Below are 24,204 nucleotides of genomic sequence, written 5' to 3' on the forward strand. Positions count from 1 at the left end.
CATCATTGAAATCATTCACGGAAGTGTAGAAGAATCGGATGATTTATTGGACATGTTAACCAAAGGGGAACGAGAACGATGAAATTGGGGGATCTGCTGAAGCTGCCCGTGTTTGACGGAACTGCCATCGCCGCGGGAGAATTGGGTTTGAATCGGGAAGTCCACACCGTCAATATGATGGATGCCCCCGATATCATTCCTTATTTGCGCAAAAACGAACTGCTCGTCACGACCGCTTTTCATTTCAAAGACGATCTGCCCGCCCTGCTCGAACTGATCCGCGAGATGAGCCGCCAGAACTGCGCCGCGCTCGGCATCAAAAGCAAAAGGTTTCTCGGCAGCATGCCCGATTCGGCGGTTCGTCTTGCGGACGAATTGAACCTGCCTCTTCTCGAACTGCCCGTCGATCCTTCGTTGGGCGATATCGTCAACAAAGCGCTGAATCATATCCTCGACGCACGGACAACCGAGCTGCATAACGCCATGCAGACCCACCGCCAATTTACGCAGCAGATCATGAGCGGGCAGGGAATTCCCAAACTGCTGGATCAGCTCTCTTCGCTGCTGCGGCTGCCCGTTCTGCTGCTCGGTCCTTATCTTCAGCCGATCGCCGGCCGCTTTTCCCGTTCTTCCACGGCGGCCCGGCTCGAAACGCTGTTGTCCGGCGGAAGCCGTTTTCATGCGGTCCCTTCCGTCTTCTCGGCCTTCTCGCTGCTCGGCGGAGAACGCGAGACGCTGACGCTGTTTCCCGTCTACACGCATCGTCAGCTTCATTATCTCTGCATCGAAGGCCTCATTCCTCCTTCCGAACGTTCGCATATCCTCACGGTCGAGCAGGCTACCAACGTTATCGCGTTCGAATTGATGAAAGAGAACGCCCTCAAGCAGAACCGCCGCCGTATTCAGAACGAATTTTTCGCCAACTTTATCGGAGGCACGTTCTCGGGCAGCGAAGAGATCGCCAGCCGCGGACGGGAATTCGGTTTGTCGGGCGATCAGCGGTATATCTGCACGGTCGGCAAGATCGACGGCAGCGACAAGACCACTTCGTTTATGCAGTACAAAGCCGAGCAGGATCGCATCGCCGAACATCTCGAAGCGGAATCGGCCCAATATCCGAATCCCGTTCATCTGTTCACGCACGATCGGACCTACGTCCTGCTGATGCCGCTGACCGAAGATTGGAAAACGGCGGAGCCGGCTTTTCTCGCTCTGCTCGAGCGGCTGCAGCACAAGATCGCCGTTCATTACGGTTCGGAGCTGTCTTTCGGATTAAGCAGTTACGCGCAGCCGCTGGTTCATCTGCCGGTGTCCTACAAAGAAGCGAACGAGGCGCTTTATTTCGGCGGAATGGCGGGGAAAACGCGTTTTATCGAACTGTATCAGCCCAAAGAAGTGCCGGAGATCCTGCGCATGATTCCTTACGATCATCTTCGCAAGTTCTATGCCGACACGATGCAGGGGTTCACCGACGAGACGCTGAAGGACCATCATATGCTGCTTCAGACGCTGTCCGTGTATTTGGAGACGCATTGTCAGCTCGCAGAAACGGCCAAACGGCTGTACATTCATCGCAATACGGTCATTTATCGGTTGGAAAAATGTGAAGAGATTATCGGCCGCAGCCTCAAAGATCCGGAAGAAACGCTGCGGCTGCGCATGGCGTTCCGAATCAAGGCGCTGCTGCCGGAAGGGTAAAAGAACGTCTTTTTCAGGCGGACAACGCAAAAAAGGATCGCCCGAGTCACGAAGTGGCTCTGGCGGTCCTTTTGCGTCGGCGAATCGGGTGATGTTGCGACAATTGCTTGTTTCGTGACGAGACGTGTTCTGAATTTACTTCAAGATTTCGCCCTGCATATCTTTTTCCATCAGCTCGTTCGCTACATTCAGCGCTTCTTCGCGATCGGAAGCCGGAGCGCTCACGATCAAGCCGGACGCGCTGCTCCAGCCTTTCCCCATACCTTCCGATTCGAACAGCCGAAGCGCGATCTTGTCCATGCCGCGGTTCGCGTACAATGCGCCGTAAGCTTCGGTATGCGGGCCGTCTTGATCGATCCAGCCGTACACGACCACCCGATCGGCAGGGCCTTCGTCCAGCCGGACTTGGATCTTCCGCTGCCCTTCAGGCGCAGGCGCTTCGTGTCCTTCGACCTCGATCGTACCGGAGAAAGTCCGCTTTCCTGTCCAATCCCGCCAGACTTCGCCGTCGAGCACGACTTTGGCCGCCTGCCCTTGCTGCGCGTCTTGCCCGCCCAAACGGTACGACCATCCTTGCGCGTCCAGATGTACGGGCTTGGGCCAGAACCACCAAGCGGCAGCGGCGACGACTAACACGAGCAGCGCAATCAGTGCTATGATTTTCTTTTTCATGATTCCCCCTCTTCGTCGTCATCCGGTTGGAGAGTCGGCCAATGGAAACCTCCGAGTCCGTAAGCGGAACGGATTGTCTGCTCATAAGCCTCGGCTTCGAAATAAAAAGGTCCGATATGAGGCAAAGGCTTCGGTTTCGAAGGCGGATAATCGATACTCTCGAACGCGAAGTCATGCCACACGAACATTCCGTCTTTGCGATCGATCCGCAGCGATATCGCCCCGCATTCCAAATCGCCGCATCCCGGACAAATATAAAGCGAACGTCGATCATTGGGGAAATCGGCTTCGCTATTCAGCAGCAGCCGTTCGATCTCGCGGCGTTGAAAATCTTCCGGCCCCATACCCAGACAAGCGGCGTGATCGGCCTCGGGATCTATCTCCAAAATGCGGTCGTACAACAAATTCCCGTCGATTACGAATCCCGCATACTCGAACGTGCACGGATAACCTTTCCGCTGCTGTTTGCGAAGGCTTAATACGGATAGATCGGACAAAGAATCGCCACCCTCCTGAAAATGAACATAACCTCTCTTTTTTAAACGACTATTGCTCTTAAATAGTTACGCTTTTGTCGTATAACCCGCCAAGCGTTCAAAAAAAGCCTCAACTATGTTTTAATAGAGATAAGGGTTTGGGAAATTCGACGGTTAGGAGTGGATACATACTATGGAAGTCTCGCGTTTTCTGCTGCCCAAAGATCAGGTTAAACATATCCCCTCTTCCGCCACGATGATGGAAGCGATGGATCTGCTTGAGAAAAACCACTATTCCGCGGTGCCGATCATCGACGAAGAAGGCCGTTACGTCGGTACGCTGTCGGAAGGCGATCTGCTCTGGAAGCTTAAAAATACGTTCAATTTCGACCTCAGCACGATGGCCGAAGTCCCGCTCAGCAGCATCAAACGTTATCGCCATAACGAGTCCGTCGTGATCGACGCGGATATGGAAGACATGCTGACGCTGGCCGCGGACCAGAACTTCGTGCCGGTCACCGATCATGACGGCATCTTCCTCGGCATCATCCGGCGGCGGGATATCATCAATTATTATAACGACGGCATCATGGATTGATCGATCGAAAGTGGCGGCGCGAGTCTTGGACGACGAACGCCGCCTCTTTTCAAAAAAAGCGTCCCGGCACGTTTGCGTTGGCAAACGGCGGGACGCTTTTTCTTTTTACGCGAAACGATCTGTTCAGAAACGGGCTCGAAAAACGGTCACTGCACCAACCGCGCCCGTTGATTCCCGCGTTTGGCCGCCGCTTCGTGCACGTAGCGCGTCAGTTCGGCCGACTGCTCGTAACGCAGGAACGGGGTCATGATATAGACGCCGCCGAAATATTCCAGCACTACGTCGATCAGCGATTTGGCGATATTCATGCCTTCTTGCATCGCGGCTTCTTTGTCGTGCTCGTAGCGCTGCATCCGTTCCAGCACGCCGTCGGTCAACCGGATGCCCGGCACTTCGTTGTGCAGGAAAGAAGCGTTCTGCGCGCTGATGAGCGGCATGATGCCGATAAAGATCTGCTGCTTGATATGCTTGGTGGCATGGTACAGCTCTTCGATCCGCTTCTCGTCGTAGACCGGCTGAGTCATGAAATAATCGGCTCCGGCCGCGATCTTCTTCTCCAGCCGCTGCACGCCTTTGTCGAGATGGCGCACGTTCGGATCGAACGCGGCTCCGACCGAGAAGTTGGCCCGTACGCCGAGCGAACGGCCCGACGGCAGGCGGCCTTCGTTGAACTGCTTGCACAGCTTGATCAGGTCGAACGAATTGTAATCGTAGACGGACGTCGCGCCCGGCACGTCGCCGACTTTGGACGGATCGCCGGTGATGGCGATCATCTGATTGATGCCCGAAGCGGCCAAGCCCATCAGATGCGATTGCAGGCCGATCATGTTGCGGTCGCGGCAGGCGACATGAACGAGCGGCTTCACGCCGTACTTCTCTTTCACGACCGCGGCCAGCGATTCGTTGGCGATCCGCGGGCTGGCCAGCGAGTTGTCCGCCATCGTCAGCGCGTCGATGCCCGCTTCTTTGAGCGCCTGCACGCCTTTGAAAAAGCCTTCGGTACGCAGCGTGCGCGGAGGGTCCAATTCTACGATGACGGAATGGTCTTTGGCCGCCGTCAGTTCGTGGAACAATTTGCCCGTCGGCGGCACAACGCCTGCTCCGGCCAATTCTTCCGCGGTCTCGCGGACTTCGATTCTTCCTTCCGTTCGCGACAAACTGCCCGGAAGCGCTTCCAGAACTTTATCGGTGATCGGAGCGGAACCTTTGACGGCTTCCACCATCGCGGCGACGTGTTCCGGCGTCGTGCCGCAGCATCCGCCGATCAAGCGTACGCCTTCGTCGCGCAGATCCAGCGCGCTGCGTCCGAAATAATCGGCGCCCGAGCGGTAACGCAGGCGGCCTTCGTTGTATTCCGGCAGACCGGCGTTCGGATAAGCGGACAGGTACGCGTGTTTCGGCAGCGGAACTTGTTTGAGATAACGGGTCATATGAAACGGGCCGAGCCGGCAGTTCAAGCCTACGACGTCCGCGCCGAGATCTTCGAGAATGGCGAACATCTCCGTCAGCGTGCTTCCGTCCTGCAAATAACCGGAGTCCTGCGTCGACACTTGGGCGACGATCGGCAGTTCGGTCTTCTTGCGGGCCAGCGCCAACGTGGTGCGAAGCTCTTCGGGATCGTAGAACGTCTCGAGCAGCAGGCCGTCTACCCCTTCGGACAGCAGCGCGTCGATCTGGCGTTCGTTGCTGCGCCGGATCTCGCCGAGCGAGACTTCCCCCGGCTTGGTACTGCGGATTCCGCCTACGGTTCCGAGCACGTAAGCTCCCGTACCTTGAGCGGCGGAGCGGGCCAACCGGGCTCCCGCCCGGTTGATCGCTTCCAGTTCGTATTCGAGATTATAACGTTTCAGCTTGTGATCGTTAGCGGCATACGTATTGGTCTGAATCACTTCGGCTCCCGCTCCGAGGTACGCCTGATGAATCTGGCGTACCTGTTCCGGACGGGTCAAGTTCAGCTCTTCGAAACAGCGGTCGATGCCGTTCAGATACAGCAGCGTCCCCATCGCGCCGTCGGCGACGACCACTCTTGTGCGCAGTTCGTCGAGCAGTCCCATTAGTTTTGTCCGCCGGCTACGGCGCCTCCCGCGGCCGTTTTGGCAAACTGCTCGCGCAGCGCTTTGGCCGAAGCGACCATCGTCTTCAGGGAAGGAACGACTTCTTCTTCGCGGCGCGTCTTGAGACCGCAGTCCGGATTGATCCAGAATTGGGCCGGATCGAGCACTTCCAGAGCGCGCTTGGCGATCGATTCGATCTCTTCTTGTTCCGGCAGACGCGGGCTGTGGATATCGAATACGCCGAGGCCGATGCCTTTGTCGTACGTGCCGTCTTCGAACGCGGCGACCAAGTCGCCGTGGCTGCGCGCCGCTTCGATCGAGATGACGTCGGCGTCCAGATCGGAGATCGCTTGGATGATATCGCCGAATTCGGCATAGCACATATGCGTATGGATCTGCGTCTCGTCCTGCACGCTCGTCGTGGAAGCGCGGAACGCGTAGACCGCGTCGTCGAGGTAATCCTGCCAGTCCTGACGTTTCAGCGGCAGGCCTTCGCGCAGCGCCGGCTCGTCGACCTGGATCATGCCGATGCCCGCTTCTTCCAGCGCGCTCACTTCGGCGCGCAGCGCCAGAGCGATCTGATTCTGCACGACGGAACGCGGCAGATCGTCGCGAACGAACGACCAGTTGTAGATCGTGATCGGACCTGTCAGCATGCCTTTGACCGGCTTGTCGGTGAGCGATTGCGCATAAGCGCTCTCGGTTACCGTCATCGGGCTGAGCAGTTTCACGTCTCCGAACAGGATCGGCGGCTTCACGCAGCGGGAACCGTACGATTGGACCCAAGCGAACGCGGAAGTCGTGAATCCGGCGAGCTGTTCGCCGAAATATTCGACCATGTCGTTACGCTCGAATTCGCCGTGTACCAATACGTCGATGCCGATTTCTTCTTGAATCCGAATCCAACGTTCCGTTTCGGCGTGCAGGAAATCGACGTACTGCTGCTCGCTCCACTCGCCTTTTTTCCACTTGCTGCGCGCTTGGCGCACTTCCGTCGTCTGCGGCAGGCTTCCGATCGTCGTCGTCGGCAGCAGCGGCAGCGGCCAATGTTTGGCTTGCACTTCGCGGCGAGCCGCATAAGGAGACAAACGTTCCGGACGGTCCGCGTCCAGCTTGCTCAGGGCGTCGCGCACCGATTCGTCGTTGCGTTCCGGCGACGCGTTCAGAGCGGCGACCGCGTCCACGCTGGCTTGGATATCGGCGGCAGCGGCATCGAAGCCTTCGTTCAACGCTTTGACCAGCACGGCGATCTCCGTCAATTTCTCGTCGGCGAAACTCAGACCGTTCTTGATCTTGGCGTCCAGCTTTTCTTCGCTGCGCGTCGTGACCGGCACGTGCAGCAGGCTCGAAGACGGCTGAACGAACAGTTCTTTGGCGTTTGCGGCTTTCTCGATGCGGCGCAGCAGGTCGAGCTTGACCTTCAGATCGGAGCGCCAGATATTGCGGCCGTCGATCACGCCTGCGGCGAGAATCTTGTCTTGCGGGAAGCCCTGTTGTTCCAGCACCGCCAAGTTGCGGCCGCGGTCATGCACGAAGTCCAGACCGATCGCTTGAACCGGAAGCTGCACGATCTCTTCGTAGCGGGACACGGATTCGAAGTACGTTTGCAACAGGATGTTCAGTTCCGGCGCGGCTGCGGCGAACGCTTCGTAGATCTTGCGCAGACGGGCCACGTCTTCGTCGCTCGTTTCCAGAACCAGAATCGGCTCGTCGATCTGTACCCACTTCGCGCCGGCTTCGCTCAGTTCTTTAAGCACCTGCGCGTACAGCGGAATCAGTTCGTCCAGCAGGCCGTCGAAACGTCCGGCTTCGATGCCGCGGGCCAGTTTCAGCAGCGTCAGCGGACCGACGATGACCGGTTTGCCGTCGATGCCCAGCTCTTCTTTGGCTTCCAGATAGAAGGCCAGCGGACGGTTGTGCGTTAGCTTCGGCGTCAGACCTTGCAGTTCCGGCACGATATAATGGTAATTCGTATCGAACCATTTGGTCATCGGCGAAGCCGCGAAAGCTTTGGTGCCGCGCGCTACCGCGAAGTAAGCGTCCAGTCCGTATACGCCTTGATCGTTCGGAGCGAAGAACTTCGTGCCCGCATCCTGCGCCGCTGCCGGTTCTTCGTCTTGCGAACCGTGCGAGCAGCTGCAGTTCTCGTCATGCGAAACGGTGTTGGCGCCGCCGGTGAAGCGCTGCGGCACGAGACCGAAAGTGAACGCCGTATCGAGAACATGATCGTACAGCGAGAAATCGCCGACCGGAATCAATTCCGTTTGCAGATCCTGCTGCTTCTTCAGATAGCTTAGACGAAGTTTTTTCGTTTCGCTCTCCAGCTCGGCGGCGTCGATCTTGCCCGACCAATGGGCCTCCAGCAGTTTTTTCCATTCCCGTTTTTCACCGATTCTCGGATACCCCAGATTCGAACTTTTCGCTTGCGTCATATTCATCGTCCTCCCTGTCGGATGTTCGCGTCGCCTGCCTCTCGGCGGCTCGTCTTGAACTTTGAGTATGATCATAGGGCAGCAGGCGAGAGGGTGTCAACGTATTCGAAAAGCCTCCGTGAAGCCGTTATAGGCAAATTCCATGTCCAGTACTCGGATTTTCCGATAGCCAAACCGCCACTCCGAAAACGGCCGTTTTCTCGCAGCCCTTGCGGCATAAGGTTTCCCGTCGCCAAAGCGATCCGAGACCGCGAGTTCTGCCTTTCCCCTCTATATCCTCAGGCTATGGCTTACTATAGCAAACCCGAATAAGGCGATAGAGCCGATCTATAGCCAAAAAAAGACGCGATGCGCGCCGGATCGGCGACATGCGTCTTTTGCGGAAAAGCTTGATCAGGAATCGCGAACGCCTTCCCGCCTCGCTTAACGAGCGGATTTGCGAGGATTCAACGCGAACAACAGCGGAATCAGCAGCAGCGACAGCGCGCTTCCCGCGTAAGACAAAGCGGCGTAACTGGAATGCGCGACGACCATGCCGGACAACGCTCCGCCGGAAGCGCCGGCGAGCGCGATCAGCACGTCGACCGAACCTTGAACGCGCGCGCGGTTCGCCGCCGTGGTCGAATCCACGATCAACGCAGTTCCGCTGATGAGACCGAAGTTCCATCCTAAGCCGAGCAGGCACAGCGCCGCGATCAGCAGAACCATCGAATCGGCGGGGGCCGACGCGGCCAGCACGCCGGCAGCCAGCAGCGTTACGCCCGCCGCTACGGCCATCGCGATCCGCCCGATCCGATCCACCAGAATTCCCGTGAACAGCGACGGCAGATACATGGCTCCGACATGGAAGCCGATAACAAGTCCCACTTCGCCCAAGCCGTGTCCGTGATGCTTCATATGTACGGGCGTCATCGTCATGATCGCGATCATCACGATCTGGGTCAGCACCATCACCAGAGCGCCGAGCATGACGCCTTTGCGTCCCGCCGATTCGTCGGCGGCCGTCGAAGCCGAACCTGCTGCGCCGCTCCGTTCGAGGCGTGCCGCGATCTCTCGGGCCACCAATAAAGGATCGGGCCGCAGAAAGATCAATAAGAAGCTTCCTGCCACCAGATACGCGGCAGCGGCCAGCAGGAACGGCCCGGCCAACGCCGGTATCCCGATAGACCGCGCAAAGTCTCCGGTGATCTCGACCAGATTGGGACCGGCTACCGCGCCGACGGTCGTAAAGACCATCGCCATGCTGACCGCCGTCGCGCGCTGACCCGGTCCGGCCAAGTCCGTTCCCGCGTAACGGGCTTGCAGATTGGTTGCCGAACCGGCTCCGTAAACGAACAACGATACGAACAGCAGCCCGACGCTGTTCAAGATCGCCGCCGCCACGACGCCGATCGCGCCCAAGCCTCCGGCGATAAATCCGATGCCGAGGCCGGCCCGCCTGCCTAACTTCTGCGCCGCGCGCCCCACCATAAAAGCGGCGAGCGCCGAGCCGAGCGTGAACAGGGCAGTCGGAAGCCCCGTCACCTGCTCGTCGCCCAACATCTCCTGCGCCAGCAGGGCCCCGACCGTAATGCCCGCGGCCAAGCCGGCTCCGCCGAAGATTTGCGAAGCGATTACCGTGATCAGAGTGCGCTTGTAGAGCTTGCGCTGTTTCTCGGGCGATTCCGCATAAGCGGAAATGAGCGCCTGCTGTTTTTCCGATATACCTGCTTTCACCTTGCACCTTCCTTTACCGTCAATCGAATGCTTGAATTCTATAGAATGACGGCTTATCCGTCAATGCTTCATCGTTTTGCCGTACAAAAAAGCTTCGCCCGAAAGCGAAGCTTCAAGAGTTTTGGAGAAGAAGCCGCTTTGGCCGACGACGCGTTCGACGTACGGACTTACGCGTCAACGTTGATCCGTCCGTTTTTCCCCATCCAACGTATACGTGATCTTGCCCCGGCTTTTGTCGACTTGTCCGCCGAACCAATATTCGCTGCCGAGCGACGTATACGTACCGTCCGGTTCGACCCGGCCGCTGCTGAGCGAAGTCGATTCTCCGAAAATGTGCGAAGCGTACGTCAAGAAAGGCTTGTCGATCCGCGGGAATTTGCCGTTTGCTCCTGTCGCCCGGCCGCCGAACAACTGCTTGAATGCCCCGTCTCCTTCTATAATATGGGCCTGCGCCTTCACGACCGGAAAGCCGTCTTCGAATCGAACCAAAGAAACCGTGTCGCCGTACATCATATAGAAGCGAAGCGCTTCTCCCTGCGGGAACAAGAAGATCTCATCGGAGGTTTCTCCGGCCTTGGTCTCCAGCGGCTCGTGCTCGTAACGCAGCAGTTGTCCGTTCGACGCGATCCGCATGACCGCCTTTCTCGCTTGAGACAGATCGCCTCGGTACAGCGTCTCCTGCAGCTGCTTGCCCAGCGGCGGCGCGACGGTCAACGTTCCGCCCCGATAATCCACCTGATACCCCATCACCCGCAGAAAAGTCGCTTCGATATACGCCCGGCCGCCGATCGAGCGCACGGGTTCGAGCAGCATCGGTTTCTGTCCCGCGTTCATGCCGTCGTCGTATTCGCGGCTGCCGATCTTGAACGTATACGTGCGATTCCATTTGCGGAGAGTCAGCGTACCCGCCGCCGGCTTCCATTTCAATTCCGCGCCGATCGCTTTCGCCAGATCGCTTAGCGGCATCCCGATCCGTCCTTGATACGCCGTCGTCTGCATATCCGTGCGAATGCTGCTGCCCGGAGCTTGGATGACGGCCGGCGAAGCCGAGACTCCGCCGGTGCACCATACGCTTGCCGTCAGCGCCGCGGCCGCGATCGCCGTCGTTATTTTTCTTTTCTTCGTGCTCATCTTGATCTTCCCTTCTTTCGGCTGTCATCCTCTTTCTCTCCTATTGACGCTCGGAGAAAGCCGAAAGTTCTTCGGGTTATTCCTTTTCCGCCAAAGTCACCCGATTGCGGCCCGCGTGTTTGGAAACGTATAACGCTTCGTCGGCCGTTTTGTATAAGTTCTCTTCTTGGATTCCCGGTCCTTGAACCCATGCGGCTCCGATCGATACCGTCACGATGCCCGCTTCCGGATGCCCGCTGTGCTCGATCTCCAAAGCGGCGACTCCTTGACGGATTTGTTCCGCGTAACGCCGCGTCTCTTCTTCTCCCGCCCCCGGCAGCAGAATGCCGAACTCCTCGCCGCCCAGCCGAAAAACGAAGCTGCGTCCTTCGGCCGAAAATCCGTGCAGCGTCCGGCCGAGACGTTCCAACACCCGATCGCCTTCGAAATGTCCGTAGGTGTCGTTATATTTTTTGTAGTGATCGATATCCAGCATGAGATAAGCCAGCGTCTGTCCGTACCGATTCGCTCGGGCGACGCTTTCGGTAAACACGGTATTGAAATGCCTACGGTTATAGAGACCCGTCAATTCGTCCGTCACGGATAACCGTTCGATCAGCTTCAGAGAACGATTCAGTTCTTCGTTATTGCGTTCCAGCTCTTCGGTCCGTTCCGCCACGAGCTCCTCGAGATGTTCTTTGTGCCGGCGAAGTTCCTGCTCCGCCCTTTTGCGCGCCGTGATGTCTTTGACCGTGCCTTGGACCGCGCGTTTGCCGCGATACGTCACGCCGCTGACTTTGTGGATCGCGATAATCGAGCGCAGACCGTCCCGATGCAGCAGGCCGGCTTCGTACTCGGAAGGCACCTCGCGGTTCTCGATGCGGTTCCAATAATAACTCTCGATGCGTTCCGCGTCTTTCGGATGGATAAAAGCATGGTAACGCGCGCCCAGAATCTCTTCCGCCCGGTAACCCAACATCTCGGCCAACGCTTCGTTCACGTACACGAAACGCCCGTCTTGAATCAGGAAGATCCCGTCTTGGATATTGTCGACCAACTCCCGGTACTTGGCTTCCGATTGTTCGAGTTCTTCGTACAAGGTCGCGTTCTCGAGAGAAAAGACCATGTCCCGCGACAGCAAGTTGATGATCTTCATCCGTTCTCGGGTGAACGCGCCGGAAACCAGATTGTTCTCCAAATAAATGACGGCCACCGTCCGATTCTGGTTGATCAGCGGCATGCAAACGAGCGAACGCGGACGGTATGCGCGCACGTACGGATCGTCGGCGAGTTCCGGGTCAAGGCTCGCGTCGTCGTAGATCAACGTTTTCCTCGTTTCCTCGGCCGTGTGCAGCAGACTTTCCGGAAGCCGATCGTACAAGGTCGTTTCCCGCACGAATACCGTGACCCGATCCTGATCGGCCGAGTACCGGCCTTCGACCATCATCGGGCTCTGCCGGAGCAGGATGCAGCCTCGCTGCGCGCCGGCGTTCTTGATGACGATCTCCATCAGCGCTTGCAGCAGATGGTCCAGTTCGATCTCCCGCGAAATGGCCTGGGACGCCTGCATCAGCGCTCCGAGATCGATACTGCCCGTCGAACCGCTCAGACTGCCCGACCCCGAAGGTTCTTCGTCGCGCGGCGCGGCATGCTGCGGATAACGCAGACCCAGTTGGCGAACCTTGCCTTCCGCTCCCCAGATCGCGTAATAATAGACCGCTTTGTTCAGCAAATAAGCGCCGTAATCGGTCTGCCCTTTCTGAAACCGGAACGAGGCCGCCAACTCGAAACTCAACGCTTTGTAACGGATCGGCGCATTCTCTTCCGCTTCCGCGCAGGCCTCGTCGTACAAACGTCCCGCTTCTTTAACGTCGCCGGCTCGGCGGGCCAGTTCGGCTCGCATCAACCGTACATGCCAAGCGAAGTTGGCCGGATTATGATCCGACCAACCCCGCAAACGGCGAATCTCCCGGCGCAGCCGGTTCTGTCTGCGGCGCTGCTTGCCCGCTTCGGGCGGACGTTTCGCGTATAGGCAGATCAATGCCGCGTACAGCGCGAATTCTTCCATAAAAGCGGAACCGGCCAAAGCGCCGATGCAAGCTTCCGCTTGTTCGAGATACGAAGCGGCGTCTTCGTATTGTCCGGCGGCAAACTGCTGTTTCATCTTGTAGAGGTAGTAAATCGCGATGCCCGACTGGTAATCGGCTTGCCGCAGCTGCGCCAAACAATCTTCTTCGCTGAAATCCGGCCCGTCGAACGAAGTCGAATCTTCCAGCAGCCCCGCCAAGCTTCGCCACTGCTGCCGGGCAAGCTTGGCGGTGGCCAACGCTTCTTGATGCCCGGTGTTTTCGATCATGGCGATATGGCGTCCGCTTTCTTCGATCTGCGCGTTCAGGTCCATATCGGGATGCCATAGGTTGACGTAATAACAAGCGTGAGCCAGATACAGCAGACTGCCCGAACGCATTCCGGAATCGATCGCTTCCCCGAATGCTTCCGGCAGGCGCTGCCACGGTTCTTTCCAGACCCGGGCGAATAACGCGACCAGCACTTGCACGGCGCTTCGCGAACGCAGATCGTTGAACCGCTCGTTGATGCGAAGCGCCAGCCGAGCGAATCGGTAAGCGCCTTCCGCGTCGCCCATTCCCGACAGCAGCAGCGCGTAACCGGTAAAAGCAAGCGAGGATTCCGGCGCCAGACCGTATTTCAGCGTCAGTCCGGTTTTTTTGAGCACGAGCAAGCCGAACAACGGCTGGTCGCCCGAGACGAAGGCCGGAGGAAACATGCCGATCAGAAGACGCATGGCCAGCTTCACCCGCGGATCGCTCATCTCTTTCCCGTTCTCGACGCGTTGAATCGAAGACAAAGCGAGCTTTCCTTTGACCCGAACGAACTCGGCCATCACGCCCGTCATGGCGGCGCGTTCGGGCAGGCGGATATCCAACAGCGCCAACCCGCGTCTGCCCGCGTCCAGCGATTCGCGCATCAGACCGAGATGGAAGTAGAAACCGACCTGCATCTCGTACAGTGCCGCCGCTTCCAGAGGACCGTTCGCGCGGCCGAGCAATTCCGCGCATGCCGCATCGGCTTCGGCCACGCGGCGGCACAGATAAGCGCACTCCGCATACAGGGTCAACCCTTCGCGCGTTAATGCCGCATGTTTCTCCCAGCGCCGATCTCCCAGCATTTCCATAGCGACCGAGACCAGATTCAGCGCCGTCGCGTAGCCGTACGCCGACTTCGCCGCCCGAGCGGCTTCGATATTCAGCGCGACCAGACGCTCGCGCTCCGTCTCGCCGGAGATCCACTCCCGGCCGGCGTTCAAATGCGACGCCGCTTCCAGCAGATATTTTTCCCGGCGAGCCGGAAACCGGTCCGATCGTTCCAGCAGAGCGCGGCCCGCGTTCAGGTGCAGCCGCCCGATCTCTTCCGGCGCATGCATCTCGTAAGCCGCCTGTTGAATGCGATCATGCCGGAATCGGTAACGGATCGGAGCAAGCGGCTCGTCCTCTTCGACTGCGGCGGTTCCCGCTTCGAAAGCCGATTGAGGCACGAGCAGTTCTTCTTCCAACGCTTCGTTCAAGCAGCGGGCGACGGTCGTCGCATCCTGTCCGCTCCCCCGCTCCAGCAGCTCGCTGTCGAATCCGGCGCCCAGAATGGCTCCGACTCCCAACAAACGACGCGAAGCTTCGTTCAGATTCAGCAGGCGCCGCATCAGCAGTTCAAGCACGTCTTCGCGAACCGGCAGCTCCGCGATCTGCTCCGTCTGCCAGTCCCATCCTCCTCGACGGGCATCGTAAGCCAGCCATCCGTCCCGATGCAGATCCCGCAGCATTTCCCGGGCGAACAGCGCATTGCCCCGGGTTCTGCGGCGGACCAGCGCGGTCAAAGATCGCGTTCGCTCGACATCGGCATGCAGCGCGTCGGAGACAAGAGCTTCCAACGCTTCGTTGGACAGCGGGCCGAGTTCGATCTCCGATACCTCGCGGCTCGCCGCGATCCGCGAAACCGTGGGCGGCAGCACATGGCCTTCTCCGGTTTCGCTCGGCCGATAAGCCCAGACGACGCACAAGCCGCGAAGCTCGGGATCAAGCATCAGCCGTTCGATCAACTGCATCTCGGCCGCGTCCGCTCTCTGCATATCGTCGAGAAACAGCAGAATCGGACGCCCGCCGTCCGTCAAGCCGCGAACGAAAGCGGCGAACGTCAGGAAGAAACGGTTCGTATCTTCGGCCGGTCCCAATGCTTCGGGCTCCGGCCGTGAGCCGATCCAAGCTTCCAGTTCGGGAACGAGCCGCGTAATCAACGCTCCGCCGTCGGCCAGCTCGCGCCGCAGCGCCGCGGCGATCTCCGACTCGGCAGGCAGGGTGCCGTGAAGTTCGGCCGCCAACCGGACGATCAGCCCGCGAAAAGCATGTACGATCGCGGCATGAGGCACGCTTTGATTGTAAGGATCGCATTTGCCTTCGGCAAAACGGCCGTTCTCCCGCTCCGCCGCTTGCATCAGTTCGTGCACGAAAGCCGTTTTGCCCGTTCCGGCTTCTCCCGAAACAAGCATGAGACGCGGCGCTTCGCCCACGCCTCCGCGAAACCATTCCTCCGCCTGCCGAAGCTCCGCGGCGCGGCCGTACAGACGCTGCGGAATACGGAATCGTTCCCGAAGATCTTCCGTTCCCGGTTCGAAATCTTCTTCGCCTGCCAAGCAGCGCAGCAGATCCGCTTTGATGCCGGAAGCGCTCTGATAACGCTCTTCCGGCGATTTGCTCATCAATTTCATGATCACGCGGGACAAAGCGGGCGACACGCTCCGCGGCGAGATTTCATGCGGCGGAACGGGGTTTTTCGCCATCAGCGAATACAGATATTCCGGAGCGTGTTCCTCCTGATAAGGCCGTTGACCGGCCGCAAGTTCGTATAACGTCACTCCGAACGAATAATAGTCCGTACGGAAATCCAATTCCCGATTGATTCGACCCGTCTGCTCCGGCGACATATAAGCCAGACTGCCTTCCGGCAGATCGAACGCGTAATCCGAATCGGAATTCCGTTTCGGCTCTTCGGACAATCCGAAATCGATCAGCCGAACCTCGTCGGTTCTGCGGTTCCAGATCAGATTGGAAGGTTTGATGTCTTTGTGAACGACGCCGAGACGGTGCACATCCTCCAAGATCTCGACGAATCCGATCATCGTACGCATAAAAGCATGGCGATCCGGCGGTTCGTCCGCCCAGATCCGATCCAGCGAACTGCCGCCGATGTCTTCCAGTTCGAGCATCAACAGCCCGCCCCGCTCCTCCAATCGAAGAGGACGGACCACGCCGCGAATATCCGCGCTTAACCGCTTCAGCAGCCGATATTCGCGTTTGAACCGCGAGATCTCGTGAGCGTCCGCGGCGCCGGCGCGCAAAATTTTCAGAATAACGGATTTGCCGGACTCTCCGTCGACGGCACGATAGACGGCTTTTCGACCATACTCGGAGAAAGTTTCTATAACGCTAAACTGATCGATCGTCAACATCATCCCATTCCACCTTCGTCCGCCCGGCTTCGCATGCCCCTCCGCTGCTTTTCGCGCATACGAAATTCCGGGCTTAGAATCGGGACGATCCGGTCGGCGCTCCCCAACAAAGCCCGACCTTCATTCAGCCCCTCTTGGCTCTAGCATATCCTATTACGAAAGCGATGAGAAGCCGGGGAATGCGCCTTTCGTCGCGGTTGTATGATCCCTTTCCGCACACGGAAAAAGCCGATCGCGGGATTCGCGACCGGCTTGCATGGCATGGAGCTTATTGCGCGCCGTCGGTAACTTCTTTCGGCACTTCGATCGTTTTGATTTCGTTGTGTTTCGAGATGCTGCTCTTCATGACCATGTCCATTTTCATGTCCACGGCTTCGGCGCCTTCGCCGCCCGCTTCGTTCTTCATCGACATCGTCATATCGATCGTGGAATCGGTCGGGTAATACGTTTTTTTGTTGATTTTGTAGACGACGTTCATTTTCTCGATGTTCATCTGATCGATCATCGCGGACATTTGACCTTGCGGATCGTTCTGTCCCATGACTTCTTTGGCCATCGATTTGATGTCGTCGCCGGACAGATTGGCCGTCAGCACATAATCGTCGCCTTCTTCGGTGACTTTCATCTCTTTGGCCATCGATTTGAATTGACCGAACGAATCTTCCAGTTTGGCCGAGGCTTCAATGCTGCTCATGATCTGAGCGCGTTGTGCTTCCGGAAGTTTCGTCCATTTGCCGTCGAGACCCATGTATACGGCGTCCGGCGTAATGTACTGTTCGATGTCCATCGCCTTGCCGCCCGCATCGCTGGAGATCGTTTGATGCGCGCTCAGCGGATCAAGCACCATGTCCGTGTCCATTTTCGTCGTGGAAGCTTGTTCTTGGCCGTTCAGATTGATGTTCTGTTCGACGTCGGCTTTCATGTTGAAGCTTTTCAGCTCTTTGCTCGCTTCTTGAGCTTTGTTCAGCAGATCTTCGGCCGACATCGACGAAGCGTCGCCGCTTGCGGCAGGCTCTTCGGCTGCCGGCGTTTCGGCCGCAGGGGTTTCCGCTGCAGGCGTTTCGGTCGCCGCTCCCGTGGAAGCCGTCGTATCCGCAGGCTTTTCCGCCGTTTCGCTATTTTTGCCGCAGGCCGTCATGCTTACGACGAGCATGGCCGAGAACACCATAGTCCACCATTTTTTCATTTTTAACCCTCCCGGTTATGATAAATGTCTCTCTCTTTGGGTCATTACACCAAATCGCCTGCTTTCTAACGTTTTTTCGCGAATTTGCGCCGCAAGCCGCAAAAAAAACCGAAAAACAAGCGAGACGCATACCAAGTTACCGAGCAGGTAAACAGATGCCTTTCGAACGAATGTGAACAGGGGCTTTTTTCATAATCAAACAGGTCTTCGAGACTAATCGTTTTTGACGAATCTCGTGAACGGAGCGGTCGAATTTCGAGTCGGCCTAATCCAGTTCCGCCCGGGAGAACAAATCGCGGATCAACGCATCGTCTTCGCAAGCGTCTTTGAACGCGTAAACGAACAATTCCAGCGCTTCCGGATCGTCGGAATAAGCGGCGAACATGTCCGCTTCGGGATCGAACTTCACCCGTCCGACGAGATGCGGCATTTTTTCTTGGAGAAACACGGCGGCCAGAGAAGCCCAATCGTAACCGCCGCCTTCGAACCCTTCGTCCGCCCGTTCTTCGAATACTTCGTTTTTGTACATGCCCGCGTTCAAGATGACCGAGGCTTTGCCTCCGTCGTGTCGAACCCATTTGAAAGGTTCCATGCTTCGCTCCGTTTCCGTCATTCCCCTTCCTCCTCCGCCTACGCGAAAAGATAGGTACAGCGTCTTTCTTATTTTACTATAAAACCCTCCTGCTCCACAAAAAGCCGGCCGGCCGTCTCCAAGAACAGCCGGACCGCGGGCGAGGCTTCTTCGAGCGAAGGCACGGCGGCGCCGATGCTTCGCACGATCGACGGCACCGTCTCCCGGACTTGCAGCGAATGGGGGTGCATGGACAGCGCCATCTCCGATACGATGCCGATGCCCAGTCCTTGCGCGGTCATGCCCACCATCGTGCTGACGTTATGGGTGGTAAACCGGATATTCGGTTCAAGACCTTCCTGCTCGAAAGCGTTCAGCACCGCGACTTCGTGGCCGCCTCGGCATAAGATGAGATCTTCGTGTTCCAGATCCCGAATCGCGACTTTTTCCCGGCGATGCAGCCGATGACCGTCCGGAAGCAGCAGCACCATCCGGCTCTCGGCCAATTGAATCGTGTCCAGTCCGGGAGCCGGAAGCAGGACCAGACCGACGTCGTATTCGCGTTCGTGCACGCCTCGGCGAATCTCGTCGGCCGTACCTTCGCTCAATTCGAAATGCAGGTTCGGATAGTTTTCGCGCATCTCGCGGATAACGGTAGGCAAGAAATACGCCGAAGCCGAAGGAAAAGCGCCGATCGACACGCTTCCGACGTCGATTCCTTTATCCGCCGCGACCTGCTGCCGAATCTGATCCATCCGTTGCAGCATCGCGCGAAACTGAGGCAGCAAACGCTCCCCGATGTCCGTTAGAGCTACGCCGCGTTTTCGGTCGCGCAGCAGCAGTCGGGTCTCCAATTCCGACTCGATCGCCGCGATGGCATGGCTGACCGCAGGCTGGGTCATATGCAGTTCTTCCGCGGCACGGGTAAAGCTCAAACTTTCGGCGACCTTCACGAATACGGCGATCTGCGTAATAGTCATAACTTTATCGTTATCTCCTTCATGCAAAACATTCATTTTATTTATGTCGTTTTTCAGTATACGCTTAATAAGCCCGAAACGCCAAAAAAGCGAAATCGCCGTCGCATCTTCAGGCTTCGATCCGGCGCTTCGCTTTATTTTGCTTTATCTTGTTGTTTAATGAAAGGATGATGAATATGACTCACGCATTTTCACCGCGCAAAACGTTCGGAATGGTGCTGTTCCTCGTGTTGGTCTGGGGGATCAACTGGCCGCTTACCAAGATGGCGCTGCCGCATACGCCTCCGCTGCTGTTCTCGGGACTCCGCACGTTGATCGGCGGGCTGATCCTGCTGCCGATCGCGCTGCGCCGCTTGCCGTCGCTGCGCTTGAAGTCCAACGCCGGCGCTTATCTGCTGCTCGGCCTGCTCAACGTCGGCGGCTATTACGGACTTCAAACGATCGGCATCGGGTATCTGCCCGCCGGATTGTTCTCGACGCTGGTCTTCTTGCAGCCGATCCTGCTCGGCATCTTCTCCCGAATCTGGCTCGGCGAACGGTTGAACCGGTTCAAGATCGCGGGACTCGTGCTCGGATTCGCCGGCGTGGCCGTGATCAGTCTCGGCGGTCTCGAAGGCAGCTTGTCGCCGCTCGGCATCCTGCTTGCGCTGGCTTCCGCTCTCTGCTGGGGACTCGGCACGATTTATATGAAAAAACAAGGCGCGCGTCTCGATTCCGTCTGGGCGGTGACCGTGCAGCTGCTGATCGGCGGCGCCGCGCTGCTGATGATCGGAAGCGGCACGGAAAGCTGGAGCGCTATCTCGTGGACGCCTTCTTTCGTCGGCATCCTGCTGTTCATTTCCCTGTTCGTCATCGCGGGCGGCTGGCTGATCTATTTCCTGCTGATCGACGCGGGCGAAGTCAGCACGGTAGGCGCTTATACCTTTTTGATCCCCGTGCTGTCGAATACGTTCAGCATTCTGCTGCTCGGCGAAAAAGCCACTTTGACGCTGCTGATCGGCCTGCTGATGATCGCCGGCAGCATCATGCTCGTCAATCGCCGCCAAGTTCCCGTTCCCGCTCCGAAAACGGGATCGCTTCAGGACTGCGCGGGCGATTGAAAAACGGAAAAACAGCAAACGGATCGGATTCGCCGCCGATCCGTCGATTCGAACAACATGATTCCAACAGACGATTCGCGACGGCCGAAACTCAGTTCTCCGCGATCGGCAGAAGATCGAGCCGCTGCGCCAATTCTGGAGGCAGCGGCTCTTCGCGCAATCTTGCGACCGCCGCCGCGTCGGCTCCGCGCTCGCGCAGATACGTTTCGAGCAGCGCCGCTTTCTCCGTCCGTCCCATCAGCGCGTACGCGGCGAACCAGACTTCCGGACTGGCGATCCGCAGACCGCGGCGGACGCCGCCCGACAGCGCAGGCAAACGGCAGATCTCCCGCCCGGAACGAATGGCGAAGCCGACGATGACTTCCACTTCCGGTTCCAGCCCTTCCACGGTAAGCTTGCTGCCGCTTCCGTACAGCTCGCTCGTGCCGCTGTCGGACGTCACTTCCAGATCGCTCAGCGCCGCGCGGACTTCGGCTTCCGGCGCGTCGGTCATCAGATCCCAATCGCGTACCGCTTCCGCCAATCCCAAGCCGAGCAGCATGCCGCTTCCGCCGATCGCGTACTCGACGCCCGCGCGTTCCAGACGCATCGCCACGGCGCGCAGCGCGTCCATTTTGCCCTGCATTTCCGCAGTATGCGCGAATGCCGCGTCGTTCTCCGCCTGCTTCGTTTTCTGCAACGATTCATTTCCCATGGGTCTGCTCCTCCGACTGTATGGCCTCGTTTCTTTTCAAGGCCGACTTTGCTGACCATTGTACCATGAAGCCGACAAAGAAAAAGATAAAAAACGGCCCGCCTGCGAACGAATCGTTCTGCGGCGAGCCGGTATCTGCTATGCTGTCGGGCTTAGAAAACGAATCCAATCGTCCAAAAGAACTCCGGGTCGACCGGGTTCGCCGCGATCAGCTTTCTTCCAATACGCGGAAGTCGGTCAACAGCGAGACGACTTCGTCGTTCTCGTCGATTCCCCAGTAAGACGCGTAGACGCCGTCTCCGTGACCGGAAGTAAACAGGATCACGTTCAAGCCGGCTTCTTCGTCCGCAACGAGGTTGCCCCAGACGTCGTCGTGTTCTTCGAGCACGTCGGCGACCAGATCGTCGTACAAACTGATGTATTCGTCGCCCAGTTCTTCTTGCAGGCGTTCGTCCAAAGATTGCAAAGCGCTCAGCGCTTCTTCGTCGGCAAAGCTTCCGATGCCCGCATCGACCGGATAACCGAAGATCTCGTCTTCTTTGAGCGCGGATTTGTCCTGACCGGGACGTACGGCCAATTCCCAACGCACCGGCTTATTATCGGAGAATCGCAGCTCCGCTCCCGCGATCGCGCCGTGCTGCTCGCTGTGCCAAGCATAGACCGGATAAGTCCCCGGCTTTACTTCCAATTCGAACGCTTCGAGCGGCGCAGTCAGCGGATCGCACGCCGCGACGCGTCCCGATACGATCTTCAACGGTTCGAGCGGCTGCGGACGCAGCGCGCCGCCCGACGGTTCCAACAGACCTTGCAGTAGTTTCGACATCGCACATCTCCCTCTCTGTTTCGAATGTCATCCCATTATGTATACCCGTTTACCGAATATCGAACTCAAGCCTGCGCCTCTGCGCGCGAACCCCTAACGTTTCGCGGAACCGCAAAGCTTGTTTCTTCTTTACTTTACGCTCTTCGTTCGACGATTTGAATACGCAAAAAAGCCGCCGCGCGAGAATGCTCGCGCGGCGGCCGGCTATCCAGCCAACCTGCTGTTCTTATCTGGCGTATTCCATGAACTGTTGGCGTTCGAATTCCGCGCCGGCATGACGCAGAAATTCTCCGACAAAAGCGATTTGCTCGTGACTGTACGCATTAAGGAACGTACGGAACCGTTCTTCTTCCCGTTCGTGCAGTTGACGATGGGTCTCGAATACTTCGCGGCCGGCCGGCGTCAGACGATAGTAGATTTCTTTGCGGTTGTGGCGCATGCGTTCGCGCTTGACCAGACCTTCATGCACCAGACGCGTACCGATCTTGGTCACGCCGGCGCGCGACAGCCCGATTTTCTCCGCGATCGTCGTGCCGTTGATCGGTTCGTGCAGACCGATGCAGCGGATCGCGTTGACCACGGTCAGATTGCCGACCCGGCTGCCCGTTTCTTCGTCTTCCATCATCGCGCGCAGCCGCGAAGGTTCGGTTTGTCTATGATTCTCGTATCGATGCAAAAAGTCGACGATCTGGCCGTACAACTCTCCGGGTGCTGTCTGGTAACGGTATGTATTGGTTTCCATGATATTCGCTCCTTGCTTACGGAATATGAAAAGTAAAAAGGAAAGCGGTTGACTTTGTTCGTTTCCCGATGAACTCAATATATCTTAATTGAGAATGATAATCAACTAGAATTTTTAAAATTCTTTTTTCTTTTTTTCGAGAAAAAGGCCGCAAATATAAGAAAACCGGCTCGCGTTTGGCTTTGCGAGCCGGTTTACATTCTCAATTAGCGCAAAACATCTGATCGCAGCGCATTCAATGAACGAACCCGGCAAGGCTCGCTGTCGCGCATACGGACCAAATCCTCCGCCAGCGAACGGGCTTGTTCTTCCAACACGTCCGGTCCGTCCGTCCCTTCCAGATAGCGGGTCAGAAAATGCAAGAATACGTCCACTTTGCGCAGCCTCATGAGTAGCGGAATCGCTTCGAGTTCTTCGGCATCGAATCTCAGCTCGGCGGCGACGCCTTCGAGAAACGCCGCGACGGCTTGCTCGTCGTCCGGAAGTCCGGATAGAATGACGGCCAGATCCATCGCCCGCGCATCGCGGGTACAGAACTCGAAATCCAGCAGCGCGACGAGACGCTCCGGAGATTCGGCATCGACCAACAGGTTCGACGCGTTCAGATCGCCGTGCACCAATTGATGCGGCAGATCGCGCAGATGGTCCAATTCGCGCAGAATCTCGGCATGCGCTTCCGCCAACAGACCGAGCTGCGCCCGCACGCCCGCAAGCGCGGCCGGCGGCTCGGCGCAGAACGCGCGCACCCGCTCGGGACCGCAGAGCGGATAAGCCTCGCCCAGTTCGTAATACGGGCGATAAGCCGGCGCGCGCTCCGGCCGGATCGCCGCCAACGCCCGCGACAGCCTGCCGGCGGCGGCGCCGAACGCGCGCATGGGACGCGTATCCTCGTCCGCGGGCCGCATGCCTTCGATATACGCGAACAAGCACGCGTAACGGCCGCTGCCGTCCTCCAGCCGGACGAGCGTCTGACCCGCCCCGCCGCTCTCGCGCAGCGGCACCGGCGTCCGATAAGGCAGCTCGGCCTCGGCAAGCTTCAGCAGCACCTCGTGCTCGAACAAGATCCGGTCCGCTTCCCGGTGCGTCTCGTAAACGCGCAGCACATACCGCTTGCCGTCATGTTCGGCGAACCGCGTCGTGTTGTTCCATCCTTTCGCCCCCGCTTCGGGCGTCCCCGCATAATCCGGCCAATATCGCCGGATCGCTTCTTCCAATACTCCCGGAGCGGCTTCGCCCGCTCTTCCCGTTTCTGTCGTCATCTTCTCGCTCCCGTCGCGCGTAATGCTTTCATTATATCGGCATGCGCCGGACGATAGGAAGCGCCTGCGGAAGAAAATCGACACAAGGCTGCTCGAGCGAACGGGACGAGCCGCACGTGCTCTAAGCGTTCGATTCCTGCTCTTCGCCCAGCGGAATCCGCCGGGGAGGCCGCACGTCCAAACAAGCCGCCGTCAGTTCTTCGACGTCCGCTTTTACCCGGCTCCACATCAGGGTCATCCGGTCATGATGCCCCCGGCAGACATAATCGGCGCTCAATCGGTCTTCGAGCCGTTCCTGCCGCACGATCTTGATTCCGCGGGCGCGCAAATTGTAGCGCACTTCCCGCATCTCGTGCCGGGTCTCCTCGCGTAGCCGGTCGAGCTGACGCGTCAGCGCGGCTCGCGTGCGCAGCGAAGAAACTTCGATCCGTTTGATGTCCGCATCGAGCACCTTGATCAAATAAGGCAGCTCCAGCATCGCCCGAATCAAGATCAGGTCTTCCTCCGTCGCTCTTTCCGTCGTTTTCATGAATCGTCGCTCCTTTGACCCGCGATTGCAACACTCCGACAGCGCG

Annotated in this window: 18 protein-coding genes; 3 read left to right on the plus strand and 15 right to left on the minus strand. The window is 58.1% G+C overall.

Translation table 11 applies throughout. From position 1 onward, the window contains the following. Nucleotides 1–78: 78 nt before the first annotated feature. Nucleotides 79–1,698: a PucR family transcriptional regulator gene (locus tag CDO73_RS06620; RefSeq protein WP_088487731.1), complete on the plus strand. Its 1,620-nt coding sequence runs from the start codon at nucleotides 79–81 to the stop codon at nucleotides 1,696–1,698. A 135-nt stretch (nucleotides 1,699–1,833) separates the two neighbouring features. Here CDO73_RS06620 and CDO73_RS06625 read toward each other — a convergent pair whose 3' ends face one another. Together CDO73_RS06625 and CDO73_RS06630 are read right to left on the minus strand one after the other, a co-directional pair. Beyond that, a complete protein-coding gene (locus CDO73_RS06625) occupies nucleotides 1,834–2,370 on the minus strand; it encodes a hypothetical protein (protein ID WP_088487732.1) in 537 nt (178 codons plus the stop codon). After that, nucleotides 2,367–2,867 (minus strand): hypothetical protein, encoded by a 501-nt coding sequence (locus CDO73_RS06630; RefSeq protein WP_088487733.1) that lies wholly within the window; start codon nucleotides 2,865–2,867, stop codon nucleotides 2,367–2,369. The genes CDO73_RS06625 and CDO73_RS06630 overlap by 4 nt, the downstream gene beginning before the upstream one ends. A 172-nt stretch (nucleotides 2,868–3,039) precedes the next feature. On the opposite strand from CDO73_RS06630, the gene CDO73_RS06635 reads away from it, so the two are divergent. Then, entirely contained in the window at nucleotides 3,040–3,444 is a 405-nt protein-coding gene (locus tag CDO73_RS06635; protein WP_088487734.1) for a CBS domain-containing protein, read from the plus strand. 146 nt (nucleotides 3,445–3,590) lie between these two features. Here CDO73_RS06635 and CDO73_RS06640 read toward each other — a convergent pair whose 3' ends face one another. The 8 genes from CDO73_RS06640 to CDO73_RS06675 all read right to left on the minus strand — a co-directional run bounded on the left by CDO73_RS06640 (nucleotide 3,591) and on the right by CDO73_RS06675 (nucleotide 19,011). Next, nucleotides 3,591–5,498, minus strand: coding sequence for a bifunctional homocysteine S-methyltransferase/methylenetetrahydrofolate reductase (locus CDO73_RS06640; RefSeq protein WP_088487735.1), 1,908 nt, complete (start codon nucleotides 5,496–5,498; stop codon nucleotides 3,591–3,593). Next, nucleotides 5,498–7,930 carry a 5-methyltetrahydropteroyltriglutamate--homocysteine S-methyltransferase gene (metE, locus tag CDO73_RS06645; RefSeq protein WP_088487736.1) on the minus strand — a complete coding sequence of 811 codons (2,433 nt, stop codon included), beginning with the start codon at nucleotides 7,928–7,930 and terminating at the stop codon, nucleotides 5,498–5,500. Before metE ends, CDO73_RS06640 begins: the two co-directional genes overlap by 1 nt. 423 nt (nucleotides 7,931–8,353) lie before the next feature. Then, nucleotides 8,354–9,646 carry an MFS transporter gene (locus CDO73_RS06650; protein WP_088487737.1) on the minus strand — a complete coding sequence of 431 codons (1,293 nt, stop codon included), beginning with the start codon at nucleotides 9,644–9,646 and terminating at the stop codon, nucleotides 8,354–8,356. Between the two features lie 174 nt (nucleotides 9,647–9,820). Further along, nucleotides 9,821–10,777, minus strand: coding sequence for a copper amine oxidase N-terminal domain-containing protein (locus CDO73_RS06655; protein ID WP_088487738.1), 957 nt, complete (start codon nucleotides 10,775–10,777; stop codon nucleotides 9,821–9,823). Nucleotides 10,778–10,853: 76 nt separating this feature from the next. After that, nucleotides 10,854–16,277 (minus strand): diguanylate cyclase, encoded by a 5,424-nt coding sequence (locus CDO73_RS06660; protein WP_088487739.1) that lies wholly within the window; start codon nucleotides 16,275–16,277, stop codon nucleotides 10,854–10,856. 265 nt (nucleotides 16,278–16,542) lie between these two features. Beyond that, the gene (locus tag CDO73_RS06665; protein ID WP_088487740.1) at nucleotides 16,543–17,460 is read right to left on the minus strand and encodes a DUF6612 family protein; all 918 of its coding nucleotides are present in this window, start codon (nucleotides 17,458–17,460) and stop codon (nucleotides 16,543–16,545) included. 265 nt (nucleotides 17,461–17,725) lie between these two features. Further along, nucleotides 17,726–18,073: an immunity 51 family protein gene (locus CDO73_RS06670; RefSeq protein WP_088487741.1), complete on the minus strand. Its 348-nt coding sequence runs from the start codon at nucleotides 18,071–18,073 to the stop codon at nucleotides 17,726–17,728. A gap of 47 nt (nucleotides 18,074–18,120) precedes the next feature. Beyond that, nucleotides 18,121–19,011 carry a LysR family transcriptional regulator gene (locus tag CDO73_RS06675; protein WP_088487742.1) on the minus strand — a complete coding sequence of 297 codons (891 nt, stop codon included), beginning with the start codon at nucleotides 19,009–19,011 and terminating at the stop codon, nucleotides 18,121–18,123. Nucleotides 19,012–19,187: 176 nt separating this feature from the next. Here CDO73_RS06675 and CDO73_RS06680 point away from each other — a divergent pair, with 176 nt between their 5' ends. Then, on the plus strand, nucleotides 19,188–20,111 hold the full coding sequence (locus CDO73_RS06680) for a DMT family transporter (RefSeq protein WP_088487743.1): 924 nt from the start codon (nucleotides 19,188–19,190) through the stop codon (nucleotides 20,109–20,111). A gap of 91 nt (nucleotides 20,112–20,202) precedes the next feature. On the opposite strand, the gene CDO73_RS06685 is transcribed toward CDO73_RS06680, so the two are convergent. The 5 genes from CDO73_RS06685 to CDO73_RS06710 all read right to left on the minus strand — a co-directional run bounded on the left by CDO73_RS06685 (nucleotide 20,203) and on the right by CDO73_RS06710 (nucleotide 24,158). Next, entirely contained in the window at nucleotides 20,203–20,805 is a 603-nt protein-coding gene (locus tag CDO73_RS06685; protein WP_088487744.1) for a hypothetical protein, read from the minus strand. Nucleotides 20,806–21,013: 208 nt separating this feature from the next. Beyond that, nucleotides 21,014–21,628 carry a DUF4241 domain-containing protein gene (locus tag CDO73_RS06695; protein WP_088487746.1) on the minus strand — a complete coding sequence of 205 codons (615 nt, stop codon included), beginning with the start codon at nucleotides 21,626–21,628 and terminating at the stop codon, nucleotides 21,014–21,016. 226 nt (nucleotides 21,629–21,854) lie between these two features. After that, the gene (locus CDO73_RS06700; protein WP_088487747.1) at nucleotides 21,855–22,370 is read right to left on the minus strand and encodes a MarR family transcriptional regulator; all 516 of its coding nucleotides are present in this window, start codon (nucleotides 22,368–22,370) and stop codon (nucleotides 21,855–21,857) included. 206 nt (nucleotides 22,371–22,576) lie between these two features. Further along, entirely contained in the window at nucleotides 22,577–23,629 is a 1,053-nt protein-coding gene (locus CDO73_RS06705; RefSeq protein WP_088487748.1) for a phosphotransferase, read from the minus strand. Between the two features lie 121 nt (nucleotides 23,630–23,750). Continuing rightward, on the minus strand, nucleotides 23,751–24,158 hold the full coding sequence (locus tag CDO73_RS06710) for a YhjD family protein (protein ID WP_088487749.1): 408 nt from the start codon (nucleotides 24,156–24,158) through the stop codon (nucleotides 23,751–23,753). Between the last annotated feature and the right edge of the window lie 46 nt (nucleotides 24,159–24,204).

The sequence above is a fragment of the Saccharibacillus sp. O23 genome, from assembly GCF_002205895.1.
Taxonomy (GTDB): domain Bacteria; phylum Bacillota; class Bacilli; order Paenibacillales; family Paenibacillaceae; genus Saccharibacillus.

Coding starts and splice junctions, on each gene's coding strand:
- metE (WP_088487736.1), bottom strand. CDS start 7,930: ATGACGCAAGCGAAAAGTTCGAATCTGGGGTATCCGAGAATCGGTGAA.
- CDO73_RS06705 (WP_088487748.1), bottom strand. CDS start 23,629: ATGACGACAGAAACGGGAAGAGCGGGCGAAGCCGCTCCGGGAGTATTG.
- CDO73_RS06655 (WP_088487738.1), bottom strand. CDS start 10,777: ATGAGCACGAAGAAAAGAAAAATAACGACGGCGATCGCGGCCGCGGCG.
- CDO73_RS06665 (WP_088487740.1), bottom strand. CDS start 17,460: ATGAAAAAATGGTGGACTATGGTGTTCTCGGCCATGCTCGTCGTAAGC.
- CDO73_RS06625 (WP_088487732.1), bottom strand. CDS start 2,370: ATGAAAAAGAAAATCATAGCACTGATTGCGCTGCTCGTGTTAGTCGTC.
- CDO73_RS06670 (WP_088487741.1), bottom strand. CDS start 18,073: ATGACGGAAACGGAGCGAAGCATGGAACCTTTCAAATGGGTTCGACAC.
- CDO73_RS06660 (WP_088487739.1), bottom strand. CDS start 16,277: ATGATGTTGACGATCGATCAGTTTAGCGTTATAGAAACTTTCTCCGAG.
- CDO73_RS06640 (WP_088487735.1), bottom strand. CDS start 5,498: ATGGGACTGCTCGACGAACTGCGCACAAGAGTGGTCGTCGCCGACGGC.
- CDO73_RS06685 (WP_088487744.1), bottom strand. CDS start 20,805: ATGGGAAATGAATCGTTGCAGAAAACGAAGCAGGCGGAGAACGACGCG.
- CDO73_RS06700 (WP_088487747.1), bottom strand. CDS start 22,370: ATGGAAACCAATACATACCGTTACCAGACAGCACCCGGAGAGTTGTAC.
- CDO73_RS06695 (WP_088487746.1), bottom strand. CDS start 21,628: ATGTCGAAACTACTGCAAGGTCTGTTGGAACCGTCGGGCGGCGCGCTG.
- CDO73_RS06710 (WP_088487749.1), bottom strand. CDS start 24,158: ATGAAAACGACGGAAAGAGCGACGGAGGAAGACCTGATCTTGATTCGG.
- CDO73_RS06620 (WP_088487731.1), top strand. CDS start 79: ATGAAATTGGGGGATCTGCTGAAGCTGCCCGTGTTTGACGGAACTGCC.
- CDO73_RS06635 (WP_088487734.1), top strand. CDS start 3,040: ATGGAAGTCTCGCGTTTTCTGCTGCCCAAAGATCAGGTTAAACATATC.
- CDO73_RS06680 (WP_088487743.1), top strand. CDS start 19,188: ATGACTCACGCATTTTCACCGCGCAAAACGTTCGGAATGGTGCTGTTC.
- CDO73_RS06675 (WP_088487742.1), bottom strand. CDS start 19,011: ATGACTATTACGCAGATCGCCGTATTCGTGAAGGTCGCCGAAAGTTTG.